The sequence below is a fragment of the Clostridium sp. Marseille-QA1073 genome, from assembly GCF_054863625.1.
Genome location: NZ_JBSVQM010000014.1, coordinates 48,844 through 62,682 on the forward strand (window position 1 = coordinate 48,844; position 13,839 = coordinate 62,682).

Consider the following 13,839-nt stretch of genomic DNA (forward strand, 5'->3'; position numbering starts at 1 on the left):
GTGATATAAGTGAAAGTTAACTTTTATACATCTAAAAGAGAATATTTAGAAAAAAAAGCTGAATTTGATAAAGCTATATTTGATGTAGTAGAAAGTGGAAGTTTTATACTTGGACCACAAGTTAAAAACTTTGAAGAAGCTATAAAAGAATATACAGGAGCAAAACATGCTATAGGTGTAGCATCAGGTACAGATGCTTTAGTAATTGCCTCTCATATTTTAGGTTTTGAAAATGGAGCTGAAGTTATAACTTCACCATTCACATTCTTAGCATCTACATCTTGTATAGCTAAACATAGAGCTACACCTGTATTTGTAGATATAGACGAAGAAACTTTTGAAATGGATTTAAATCAAATAGAATCAAAAATAAATTCTAAAACAAAGGGAATACTTCCAATTCATTTATTCTCACAAATGAATAACATGGATAAAATAATGGAAATAGCAAATAAAAATGATTTAAAAGTTTTAGAAGATGCAGCAGAAGCCTTTGGAATGAGATGGAAAGGTAATGGAGACAGCTATAGACATTCAGGAACTATAGGAGATATGGGTATTTTTTCATTCTTCCCAACTAAAACATTAGGTGGATATGGTGACGGAGGTATGATAGTTACTAATAGTGATGAATTAGCAGAAAGAACTAAAATGTTTAGAGTACATGGAGCATCTAAAAAATATCACTATGATTATATAGGATATAATTCAAGATTAGATAGTATGCAAGCTGCAGTACTTTCAGTAAAATTAAAATATATAAATGATGCTATTAAAAAGAGAGAAGAAATAGCTAATATGTACATGGAAAAATTACAAGATTGTGAATACATAAGATTCCCTAAAATAAAAGGAGAGCAAAAACCAGTATACTATGTATTCAATATACGTGCAGAAAGAAGAGATGAACTAGTAGCTTACTTAAAAGAAAATGAAATAGGAAATAGTATTTACTATCCAATACCATTACACATGCAAAAATGTTTCAGTTATTTAGGACATAAAGAAGGAGACTTCCCAGTAGTAGAAAAAGTATCAAAAGAAATATTAGCATTACCAATATATCCAGAATTAAAAGAAGAAGAAGTAGATTTTGTTTGTGAAACAATAAAGAAATTCTACAAAAAATAAGAAAATTACGACTTAAAAGGTAGTTTACCTTCAGTATATTAAAAAGGGATATGTGTTTAGAAAGGCAACTCAATTCGCTAAGATATTCTAAATTTGTTTTTCGTAAAATATATAGAAAAAAATGATAACTCGCTACTCGCTCAAACAATCAGTTTATCTATATATATAAACTAATTTTAAAATTAATGTATAACCGAATATAACTACACTCTTAAGTATTTCAATTCACGATTCACAATGCAAAATTCACAATTAAGGTAGAAATTATTTTTAATCAAAATAATTTCTTTAATAGATTTTTTAACTAGCAATATAATTGCTAGTGTTTTATTGCAGGGGCAAATAGTGCTCACCAGTTCTTTTTAATATGACTTTAGTTTAATATTTATTCAATAATATATGGCGAACACTGCTTACCATTACGGTTAATCAATTTTAAATTTCTCAGCTTTTGCTGAGAAATATCCACAATTGTGAATTGTGAACTGTGAATTTTGAATTCAATAGTTTCAACTATAATACCAAAAAATATAAATTATTTTCAGAGATAAATTAAATTTGGAACTGGTATATCTATAGTCAATTTTACTATATCAAAAAAATACTTATTGAATAATATAAAAATAAATGATAAAATGGTTTCATAATAAAAAGAAGAGGAGATTTTTATGAGTGCGATAGTTCTAAACTAAGTAATTGAATAGTGAGTCTTTAAAAATTTTAAAATTGACCTATTTTAGTAGGTTTATTTGTTGTGAAATTTTTTAGGCTTATACTTAGTAGAACGGGGTTCACATTCTCCTTAATATAGGACATCAGTAAATAAGTAGTCAATATGCTAGTGTATTTTATTTCATTGTTAATTGTATGACGTAAGGTATTCTGTCTGTATTTTGATTAATTATTTTTTAAGGTGTCTAGAGAAGTAATAATCCGGGCTATTGCTCGGTTTTTTTACGCCGTTTTAGAATTAGATTTCATAAAGAAATTCTATTTATGTAAATAATACACTATTATGAAAAACTACGTCTTGCTATTATCATATAATTCATTAATATTTAATTATGTATTTAGGTAAGGTTTTTCAGTTATTGTAGTTATATTTATGGATGATTTTCTTTGTTAAAGATAATTCTAAATATAAAGAGGACGAAATTTTAGGCTATAAGTGAACGTTTGTTTACTTATAGCCTTTTTGTTATAACATTATAAGTTTTAAAGGAAAATTTTTAAATAATTATATAGAGCATTTAAAAGAATCACATTTACTAAGTTAATAGGTATTATAAATATTTTATAACACAGTAAGATTACAAATAGGTTGATAGGACTTATTATTCACAATATAAAAAAGCAAAAAGTTTTAAATAATTAAGAGAAATGAGTAAATGGAGGAATTAAAAGTGAATAATAAAGCAATTGAATTATTAGAATATAACAAAATAAAGGAATTATTAAAAGGATATGCACTATCAGATATGGCTAAGGAAAGAATTGAAAAGCTAGAACCTTATGTGGATATAAATATAATTAGAAAAAATATGAGGGAAACCACGGAAGCTAGAGCTATAGTTGATATAAACTCAAGTGTGCCAATTCATAGCTTAACTGGTATTAAAGCAGTAAGAGATAAGATTGAAAAAGGAATGATTCTTTCACCAGAGGATTTGGATATGATTTCTGAACTTCTTAGGGAAATAAAAAGATTGAAAAGATTTATGTTAGATAAAGAATTGGTTGCACCAACTATAAGTTTATATGTATTATCAACCTCTGAACTAGGTGGATTAAGAGAGGAAATAGAAAAATCTATTGTAAAGGGAAGAGTAGATGATAGAGCAACCTCTAAACTATATAAAATAAGAAAGAGAATTATAATTTTAGAAGACAAAATTAAAAGTAAATTGGATAGTGTATTGAGAAATGAAAAATATAAAGGATATCTTCAAGATTCTTTAATAAGTCAAAGAAATGGAAGATATGTAATCCCTATAAAAAGTGAATATAAAAAGGATATGGATGGAAATATCCATGATAGATCTCAAAGTGGTTCTACAGTTTTCGTTGAGCCAGCAGAGGTTAAAAAAATACAAGATGAATTAGACTTTGAAAAGTTTGAGGAAGAAAAAGAAGTATATAAAATTTTATCCAATTTGACTAACCTTGTCTGTGATAATATAAAGGCAATAAAAATAAATATAGAAGTCATGAGTAACTATGACTATATTTTCGCAAAAGGAAAATACAGTAAAGCTATAGAAGGACGAGAAGTGGGCTTTAATAGTAGAAACTATATAAATATTAAAGATGCTAAGCATCCAATATTAGGTAAGGATGCTGTTCCATTAAATTTTGTAGTAGGAGAGGATTATAAGGGAGTAATAATTACAGGACCTAATACAGGAGGAAAGACAGTGGCTTTAAAAACAGTAGGGTTACTGACTTTAATGGCTCAGACAGGACTTCATATACCAGTAGCTAAAGGAAGCGAAGTTGGAGTATTTGCAGAAGTGCTAGTTGATATTGGCGATGGTCAAAGTATAGAACAAAATCTTAGTACCTTTTCATCTCATATCAAAAATATAATAAGTATATTAAATTGCGCAGATGAATATAGCTTAGTAATTTTAGATGAGGTTGGATCAGGAACAGATCCTAGTGAGGGTATGGGCATAGCTGTAGCTATACTTGAAGAACTCTACAAAAAGGGAGCAGTAATTTGTGCCACAACTCATTATAGTGAAATAAAGGATTTTGCACAAAACCATATAGGATTTATAAATGGTTCAATGGAATTTGATGTTAATACTCTTAAGCCACTATATAAACTTAATATTGGCAAAGCTGGAGAAAGTAATGCATTTTTAATTGCACTAAGACTTGGCATGGATAAAGATATAATTGAAAGAGCTCATGCTGTAACTTATAAGGAAGAGAAGATTTACTTAGAATATAAGGATCAGAGTGAGAATGTCATTAAGAAAGAAGAGGTAACAATTCATCAAGAAAAAGTTGAAAAACTAAAGTCAGCTGAAAAAAGAGAAAAGCTTAATGAAATTAAAGATACAAAATTAAGTTTTAATATTGGTGATTGTGTATATATCAGTTTTATGAATAGAACTGGAATAATCTGTGAAGGAGAAAATTCTAAAGGTGAATATGGCGTTATGGTGATGAAAAAGAAAGTTAAAATTAATAAAAAGAGATTATCTATTTATATAGATAAAGAAGAACTTTATCCTGAAGAATATGATTTAGACATTGTTTTTAAAAGTAAAGATTACAGAAAGAAAGATAAACTAATGAATAAAAAACATGTAAAAGGACTTTCGATAGATGCTACTGAGGAAATTTAAGGGTTAAAACTTTATTAATTACCTAATGTAAGTCAAAGGTTCAATATCAAAATTAATATACTAAATTATTAAGAGTTTAAAGATTTAAGGCAATTATTATACCTTAAGAATATCTTTAAACTCTTATTTTTGTATCTATTATTTAAACATATTGGCGAATAATATTAAATTGATGTCCATCCGCCATCGACAAATAATGTTTGACCAGTAGTATAACTAGATGCATCTGATGCAAAGTAGATAACAGCACCATCTAATTCATCGGTATTTCCTGGTCTACCTGCTGGACAAAATGTATTATACATTTTTAAAAAATCTTCTTTATATAGGGAATTCGCCGTCATTTCAGTTTTGAAAAGACTAGGTCCAATTCCATTTACAGTTATTCCGTATTGAATTAAGGAAGTTCCCATACCTCTTGTTAAACTGACCACTGCACCTTTTGAGGCATTGTATACATGAAGAGGTGCAACTTTGCTACCTACAATTCCGCATATAGAAGCAATGTTAACTATTTTTCCATATTTTCTTTCTTTCATATGTTTTACAACATGTTTAGACATTAAAAATGCGCCTTTAACATTGGCATCCATAACTCTATCCCATTCAGCTTCTTCTATATTTTCCACAGAGCCTATAGATGCTACTCCAGCATTATTAATCAATATATCAATTTTACCAAACTTATCTAGAATAGCATTTACTGCCTTAATTACATCTTCCTCTTTTGTAACATCACATTTTACTGGTAGTACTTTTCCACCTATAGCTTCAATTTCTTTAGATAAATTCTCTAATTTTTCATATCTTCTTGCAAGTATTGCCACATTAGCACCTTGATCTACGAAAGTTTTGGCAAGTTGTGCTCCTATTCCACTGGAAGCACCGGTTATAATTGCTACTTTGTCTTTTAAATCAAATAAATTTTTCATTGGAAATCTCCTCCTTATATAGTTTCTAGAGTTAATATAAAATTATTATACAGTATTATTGCCAAAAGTCTACTTGATTTGTGAATAAGGTAAAAATCTCATTGAATCTACTTCTGCTAAAATGGTTCATTTTTGAAGTATATTGGTACTTACTGTGTAAATTGCGCAAGATTATTTACAAGTTCCTATTCTGACCAAGGGACACGAAAAGAATTCTTAAATTCTATTTTAGTTTCTCTAATCTTATGATAACTAATCTCTATAGCATTTATTATTTATTAAATATTTTTATAAGTGGTATCTATAAAATTATGTTTAATACAAAGTTATAAGTAGATTAAATTATTATGTTAATCCTATATTAGTTATTAACAAATGTATATATTATTATAAATTTCTATAGAAGAAGAATTTCTATAAAAAGTTAAATCTTTACATAAAATATTATGAATAAATGATAAAATATACCAATAACATGGTGATGATATATCTATATTAGGTATTTTAAAAGCTATAAATAAATTTGTAAAAAACTAAGTTATGGGGGAAAGACTAATGAAGGGTAATATGTTAATAAGAAGTTTTTTGATATTAGTAATTGTAATAGGACTAGTTAATGATAATACATATGCTTATCAAGCTGCATCATCAATTATCAATAAAGAAAATATCATTGAAAATATAGAAAGTAAATTAAAAACAAATATTAATTTTGGTAATAGTGTACAACCTATAAAACTACAGGGAACTTGGAATGGTAAAAAAACCACAGTAAACCCCTTAGTAATTTTAATGGAATTTTCTGACTATACACACGAAGATATAAATAAAGAAGAAACACCGAAAGACTTTAAAGATTGGTCTAAAAAACACTATGAAGATATGATATTTGGAGATAAAACTTATATTGGACCTAAAGGTGAAGAACTTTTTACTATGAAGCAATATTATAATGAGCAATCAGGAGGGAGCTTTAATATAGAAGGTGGAGTAGCTGGTTGGTATAAAGCAAAGCATAGCGTAGAGTATTATGGAAAGCCATATAGAAATGTTAGAGATAGTAATGTTACTTCCTTAATAAGAGAAGCTTTTGATAATGTTTGTAATGATAAAAATATTGATTTAAGTGAATATGATATAAAGGATCCTCTAGACATGGATGAAGATGGAGATTATGATGAACCAGATGGAATAATTGATTATCTAATTGTTATACATGCAGGAAAAGGTGAAGAAGTAGATGGAGGAACATTAGGAGAAAATGCTATTTGGTCTCATAGAAATGCTATCAGTGAACATGCACCATATATGAAGAAAGATATTAATGGAAATTTAATTGGTATTTATGATTATATGATAGTTCCACAAGATGCAGGAATAGGAATTTTAGCTCATGAATATGGACATGTACTGGGGCTTCCAGACGAATATAATGTAACAGATAATGGAGAAGATAACCCTGTTGGATATTGGTCTGTTATGGCAAGTGGTAGTTGGGCTGGAATAAGTGCTGGAGTTGATCCTACTGGATTTAGCCCTTGGTGCAAAAAATATTTACAAGATGAATATGGTGGCAATTGGGTTAAGGAAACTAGGCTAAAGTTAGAGGAGATAGATGAAAAGGGATTAGATTTTCTTTTAGATGAAGCAAGTAAAAAAGGGGAAAACACTCAATTAATTAGAATAGATTTACCTAAACAAAATGCCTATGATAGAAATGAAAAGGATAAATACTACCTTATTGAGTGGCGTAACTATCAAGGAACAGATAGAGGATTGTCATCTACAGAGGGGGGACAAGTATTCTATGATCCAGGTCTTCTGATATGGTATGTAGATGAAAATTATTTAGAAAAGGATAAACTCGGCTATTTAACAGGAAATAAAGATAATGATGTTGAAGTACATCCAGGATATAGTTTTATAGGAGTAGTAGATAGTGATCAACATTTAATACTATGGAGTGACGCTAATACTGGCGAAGAGGTTGAAAAAGCTTCATCAACTTATCATGTGCACGATGCTGCTTTTAGTTTAAAAAAGAGTAAAAAAATCTCTGTAGATAATATAAAAAATAAACCAGGTAAAACCACTTCAGATAATATTATTTTTATGAATCCTATATTTGATGATAGTAAAGATTATTCCAATAAAGGAATAGAAGAAGCTGGTAGAATACTTCCACAGTATGGGCTTAAAGTTTATGTGACAGGGGAGAGTAAAGATAGAACTGTGGGAAAAATCCATATAGTTAGGAAAAAAGGAGATAATAATTTTACTGAAAGGAAGATATTAAAAGAGGATATAACTTCTAATTTTATTCAGAACATATCATTAGATAAAAAAGTATTTAAATTAGGAGCAACTGTAACAGTTACATTAGAAACAAATATAGATAATCTAGATAAGGAAGCAGTTTTATGTTATGTAAATAATACTGAAGGGGTTGAAGAGGAAAAAAAGATTGATTTGTATTTAGTTAAAGGTAAATATATAGGAAAATTAAATATTGAAGATAATTTTAAATTAGGAAATTGGAAGCCAAGATATATTATTTTACAGGATAGAGAAGAAAGGGTAGATATAATATATAATGTAGATTATGAAAACATCATTGGAAATTCTGCTAATAAAGAAAAATTAACTGATGGAGAATTTAACGTTATTTCTAAATCCTAAATGGTATAAAAAACACTTTATTTGCAGATTTAAATAACATTAACGAGTATAATTATTATTTAAATTAAATTCATTGAGATTATCATACAATCTCTTGAATTTTATACTTAAATATTTGGAAATAATAATTATATAAATTTAGGAGGTGAATTTTATGATCAATAGATTACCAGCTCTATTTATTGCACATGGAAGTCCTATGAATGCAATATTAAAAAATTCATATACTGAATCACTTGAAAAATTAGGAAAGTATATGGAAAGACCAGAGGCTATTATGGTTATTTCAGCTCATTGGGAAACAAAGGGAATTTTTATTACCTACGATGATAAGCCAAAACAAATTTATGATTTTTATGGTTTTCCAGAAGAATTATATAATATAAAATATAATCCCAAAGGTGGCAAAGCTTATGTTGATATGGTTGTTGAAGAGTTGAAAGATGAAGATATTAAAAGAACTAATGAATGGGGACTAGATCATGGAGCTTGGGGAGTACTTACTCATATATATCCTAATGCAGATATACCTGTATTTCAATTGAGTTTAAACTTATTGGGTGATGAAACATATCACTATAATTTAGGCAAAAAATTACGCAAGTTAAGAGAAAAAGGAATATTAATAATAGGCAGTGGAAATATTGTTCATAATCTAAGGATGATTAATTATAATATGTACTCAAAGCCATTTGATTGGGCTATTGAATTTGACGAGTACATTGCAAAGGCTGTAAAAAATAAAAATCATAAAGAGTTAATAGAATATAATCAAATGGGCATGGCTGCTAAGTTATCAGTTCCAACAAAGGAACACTATCTGCCATTATTATATATTGCAGCTATGCAACAAGAAAATGATGAAGTTAAATTTATCCATGAATCTATACAAAATGGTTCTATGTCAATGAGAACCATACAAATAGGATAAAGAGGTTTTGTAATAATAGTATTTTAAAAATAAAAAACATACTCATTTATGTACGTTAAGTGAGTATGTTTTTTTATTTAGAGCATTATTATAAAATCCTATAGAACTCAGTAGTTATATTACATTATAGTATATTCATTGTATAGAGATAAGTTTGAAAATACAATAATAGATGAAAAGCTTTTAGAGGGAGGAAAATATGCACAAAGTTTACTTTAGCCAATATGATAAAGAAATCCATGTAGAGAATGGAAGTTTGCTTATAGATGTTATACGAAAAAATGGTTTTAAGTTAGAAACACCTTGCAATTCTAAGGGCATATGTGGAAAGTGCAAGGTAAAAATATATGGAATAAAATCGGAACCTAAAGATGAAGAAAAAAAGTCTTTGACAAATGCTAATGAGAGATTAGCTTGCACTACTAAAATAGAAGAAGACGTTACAGTAGAGTTTTTATCAAATGAAAAAGAGGATTTGAAGACTATAAATGAAGGTTATTCTATAAATGTAGATATAAACGGTAGATTACAGAAGAAAAAGTTCCAAAATATAAAAAAAGCTGAATACAAATGTTCCATAGAATGTACAAGTTTTAAGATAAAAGATATGGATATTATAAAAAAGATAGGAGACCTTAGAAAATATGAAGAAGAAAATCTTTATGTTGTAACTTTTGAAGATACCATTATAGATTTATTTAATGAAAATAAAAATATACTAGGTATAGCTTTAGATATAGGTACGACAGGGATATCTGCATATCTTTTAGATTTAGAAAATGGGAATATACTTAATAAAGCTTCTACTTTAAATCCTCAAACTACCTTTGGAGGAGATGTTATTTCTAGAATAAGTTTTACTATGCAGGAAGAGAACGGTTTGGACAAGCTTCAGCAAGTAATAATAGAAAAAATAAATGAACTTATAGAAGAATTAATAGGTAAAAAATTTAATAGAGACGATATATACAATTTAAGTATAGCAGCTAATACTACAATGTTACATATATTAGCAGGAGTAAATCCAGAATCTATAGCAAAAGCACCTTATAAAGCTACATTCTTAGATAAGATTGATTTAAGGTCTAATGAATTAAATATTGAGATAAACCCTAAGGGAATAATTACTTTATTACCGTCTATATCTTCTTATGTTGGAGCAGATATTGTAGCTGGGATAGTAGCTATAGATATAAGTAAGTATCAATCTGTAATATTCATAGATATTGGTACCAATGGTGAGATGGTTTTACTTAAGGATGGTAAACTCTACTCAACATCTACTGCAGCAGGTCCTGCACTTGAAGGAATGAATATAAGTTGTGGTATGAGAGCAGAAAGTGGAGCTATAGAGAAAGTTGAGTTAGATGAAAACTTTAATATAAGCTATTCTACCATAGGAGGGGTTAAGGCAAGAGGGATATGCGGAAGTGGACTTTTAGATATAACCTCTAATCTTATAAAAACAGGAATATTAGAATCTAGTGGAAGATTTTCAAAAAACCTTCCAGAGAGTATAAAAGAAAAATTTAGAGATAAGAAATTTTATATAACAGAAGATATATATATTTCTCAAAAGGATATAAGGCAAATACAATTAGCTAAGGGAGCTATAGCTTCTGGAATAACTATGCTTTTAAAAGAAGTAGATGATTCCATAGAGAATATAGACCATGCCATTATAGCTGGTTCTTTTGGTTATCATCTTAAAGAAGAAAGTATAAGAACTGTAGGTATAATACCTAATGGTTTTAAAGGAGATATAAAATTTGTAGGAAACTCTTCTGTAGAAGGAGCAAAATTATCATTACTAAATAAAGACAAGCTTTTAGAAATGATAGACATAAAAGATAAAGTAGAAGTAGTGGATTTAAGTAGCAAAGATTATTTTCAAAAGTATTTTATAGAAGCTTTGAATTTTAATTAGGCTCCTAAAATTCAATTCACAATGAAGAATTCACAATTCACAATTGTAGATATTTCTCAGTTATTCCTGAGAAATTCTAAATTGATTCTGTAGCGGCGAACAGTGTTCGCCACATGCCTAGTAATTACATTACTAATTACAAATCTGTTAAAGAAATTATTTTGTCTAAAAATAATTTCCTCCTTAATTGTCCATTGTCAATCGTCAATTGTCCATTATATAAATTGTACATTAAAACATAAGGAGGTGTTAGAATTGAACAAATTTAAATGCTCCGGAGATGATAATGAGCATATACCTGAGGAAATTTTACACTTAGGAATAAGCTTTCCAGAGGCATATAGTGAGAAGATAGCTATGACAAGGTTATCAAAAGAACTTAAAATTTATAAAAAAGATAATATATGTTTTTTACCTTTTTGTATGACTGTGTTACCAGAGGCACTTGGAGCAAAGGTAAATTTAGGAGATTATAAATACCTTCCAAGGGTTAAGGAATATGCTATAAATTCATTAGATGAAATAGATAATTTAAAGACAATTAATTTTAACTTAGGTAGGGTAAAGGAAGTACTAGACAGTATAAAAGAACTTAAAGCTGAAAATCCATATGTGGCATTAAAAGTAGAAGGAACCTTTACGGTTATAACTTCTATAATGGAACCAAGAATTTTTTATAAACTATTAAGAAAAGATGAACATAGTGCTTTAGAAATAATAAAGAAGGTAGAGCAGGGAATTTTAGAATATATAAAAGAAGGAGTTAAAAGAGGAGCTAATATAATATCCTATGGAGATTCTAGTGGAGTAGAGTCTATCGTAGGTAAAAATATATATTTAAATTATAGTGGTAAAAGTACTTGTAATATAATAAGAAGTTTTGAAAAAAATATTAATAATAGTTTAATTCATGTATGTGGATTAACATCTTCAAGTTTGTATAACAATGATTTTATTGATTTTAATCCTATAAAATATGATAACAATTTAACCTATGGAGAAGGAATAATAAATATATTAAATAAAAGAAATTCTATTAAAGCTTTAGGGGGAAGATGTATAAAAAGTACTAATAAGTTACTAAAGGAACCTTTAGCATATGAAATAATTTTAAAATAAAGAAGGGATGAGAAACTATGTATGATGGAGATTTAATACTTGATTTAAAACAAAGTGTAGTTGAGATGGAGGAGGATGAAACTAAAGTCTTAGCAGAAAAATGCATAGAAGATGAAATGGATCCTTTTAAAGCAATAAATGAAGGACTAGCTATGGGAATGCAAGAAGCAGGAAAATTATATGAAGAAGGAGAATACTACATACCGGAACTTTTAATGTGTTCTGATGCTATGTATGTAGGTCTTGATGTTTTAAGACCGCATCTGAAAAGTGAAAGTAGTAATAATAATTTAAGAGCAGTAGTTGGAGTAGTGGAAGGTGATACTCATGATATAGGTAAAAACCTCTTTAAGATAATGCTAGAAACTAATGGTTTTGAAGTGTTAGATTTAGGGAGAGATGTACCTCCTATAGAATTTGTAAACAAAGCTAAGAATTTTAATGCTAATTTAGTTGGAATGTCTACTCTTATGACTACTACTATGGACAATATGCAGGTAGTTATAGATTTATTAAAAAAAGAAGGAATAAGAGAAGATGTAGTGGTTATGGTAGGTGGAGGTCCTATATCACAAAATTTTGCAGATAAAATAGGGGCTGATGCTTATGCTCCAGAAGCTTCTAGAGCTGCCAGAATTGCAAAGAATCTTGTGAAGGGGAAAGTTTTAAATGCATAAAGATAAAATGACTGCTTTAGAAAGAGCTATTGCACTATCTAAAGGTCAGGAGGTAGATAGAATTCAATGCAATCCTAATCTTTCTAATGGTATAGCAAGAATATCAGGATGTAAAATTTCAGAATTTAATCATAGCTCAAAGGCGTTAGCAGATGCAGTAATAGCTACTTATAATAGATTTGGTGGAGATGGCGCTAAGATTTTTACAGATTTATTTATACTTTCAGAAGCTATGGGAGCAAAAATGAAATATCCCGAAGATGGTACAGTAGATCTTTTAGAACCAGCAATAAATAAGGTAGAGGATATAGAAAATTTAAATATAGTTAATCCTTATAAAGATGGTAGATTAGCTATTCAAATAGAAGCAATGAAAATAGTTAAAGATAGAATTGGGAAAGAGGTGCCTGTTAGTACATTAATTGTAGGGCCTTTTACTAGTGCATTTTTCCTTATAGGAGTAAAGGAAATGACTAGACTTATGATAAAGAATTCTGAAACTGTTCACAAATTATGTGAAATTTCTTTAGAAAGCTGTTTAAGATTTACAGAAGAAGCTATTAAACAAGGTGTAGGCGTTACTATTGCAGAACCTATGTCATCTTGTACTGTTATAAGTCCTAAGCATTTTAGAGAGTACGCATATCCTTATATTAAAATCTTCAGTGATTTTATAAAGAAAAAATGCGGAGGAGTGTCCATACATATTTGTGGACAAACTGAAGATATTTGGGGAGATTTAGCAGACATGGGGATGGACGGTGTTAGTATAGATAATGTAGCTAGTCTTAAAAATTGTGTTGAGAAGGTTGGACATCGAATGAAGGTAATGGGAAATATAGATCCTTCTGCAATAATGTATTCCGGCAGCAGAGAAGAAGTTAGAAAAGCAGTGCTAAATTCTATAAAGATTGGACATAAAAGTCCTAAAGGTTATATGGTAATGTCTGGCTGCGGACTTCCTGTAGAAACGCCAGTAGAAAATATAGATGCTATGATGGATGCTGCTAGAGAAGTAGGCTGGCCTATAGATGAGGAAAAAATAGATTATCTTTTGAGTATAGATAGATATTAAAGGAGTAAAACT

9 protein-coding genes are annotated in these 13,839 nt (G+C 28.8%); 8 read left to right on the forward strand and 1 reads right to left on the reverse strand.

What is annotated here, in order from left to right; translation table 11 throughout:
- Positions 1-9: 9 nt before the first annotated feature.
- A complete protein-coding gene (locus ACY1IQ_RS13320; protein ID WP_461614400.1) occupies positions 10-1,131 on the forward strand; it encodes a DegT/DnrJ/EryC1/StrS family aminotransferase in 1,122 nt (373 codons plus the stop codon).
- 1,403 nt (positions 1,132-2,534) lie between these two features.
- Entirely contained in the window at positions 2,535-4,487 is a 1,953-nt protein-coding gene (locus ACY1IQ_RS13325) for an endonuclease MutS2 (protein WP_461614401.1), read from the forward strand.
- 164 nt (positions 4,488-4,651) lie between these two features.
- On the opposite strand, the gene ACY1IQ_RS13330 is transcribed toward ACY1IQ_RS13325, so the two are convergent.
- Positions 4,652-5,419: an SDR family NAD(P)-dependent oxidoreductase gene (locus ACY1IQ_RS13330; protein WP_461614402.1), complete on the reverse strand. Its 768-nt coding sequence runs from the start codon at positions 5,417-5,419 to the stop codon at positions 4,652-4,654.
- 555 nt (positions 5,420-5,974) lie between these two features.
- On the opposite strand from ACY1IQ_RS13330, the gene ACY1IQ_RS13335 reads away from it, so the two are divergent.
- From ACY1IQ_RS13335 to ACY1IQ_RS13360, 6 genes are all read left to right on the forward strand, one after another.
- Positions 5,975-8,098 (forward strand): immune inhibitor A domain-containing protein, encoded by a 2,124-nt coding sequence (locus ACY1IQ_RS13335; RefSeq protein ID WP_461614403.1) that lies wholly within the window; start codon positions 5,975-5,977, stop codon positions 8,096-8,098.
- Between the two features lie 154 nt (positions 8,099-8,252).
- Positions 8,253-9,029 (forward strand): 4,5-DOPA-extradiol-dioxygenase, encoded by a 777-nt coding sequence (ygiD, locus tag ACY1IQ_RS13340; RefSeq protein ID WP_461614404.1) that lies wholly within the window; start codon positions 8,253-8,255, stop codon positions 9,027-9,029.
- A 199-nt stretch (positions 9,030-9,228) separates the two neighbouring features.
- Positions 9,229-10,956 (forward strand): ASKHA domain-containing protein, encoded by a 1,728-nt coding sequence (locus ACY1IQ_RS13345; RefSeq protein WP_461614405.1) that lies wholly within the window; start codon positions 9,229-9,231, stop codon positions 10,954-10,956.
- Between the two features lie 255 nt (positions 10,957-11,211).
- Complete coding sequence (locus ACY1IQ_RS13350) at positions 11,212-12,075, forward strand: uroporphyrinogen decarboxylase family protein (RefSeq protein WP_461614406.1); 864 nt, start codon at positions 11,212-11,214, stop codon at positions 12,073-12,075.
- A gap of 17 nt (positions 12,076-12,092) precedes the next feature.
- Positions 12,093-12,752 carry a corrinoid protein gene (locus ACY1IQ_RS13355; protein ID WP_461614407.1) on the forward strand — a complete coding sequence of 220 codons (660 nt, stop codon included), beginning with the start codon at positions 12,093-12,095 and terminating at the stop codon, positions 12,750-12,752.
- The gene (locus tag ACY1IQ_RS13360; protein WP_461614408.1) at positions 12,745-13,827 is read left to right on the forward strand and encodes a uroporphyrinogen decarboxylase family protein; all 1,083 of its coding nucleotides are present in this window, start codon (positions 12,745-12,747) and stop codon (positions 13,825-13,827) included. Before ACY1IQ_RS13355 ends, ACY1IQ_RS13360 begins: the two co-directional genes overlap by 8 nt.
- The last annotated feature ends 12 nt before the right edge of the window (positions 13,828-13,839 follow it).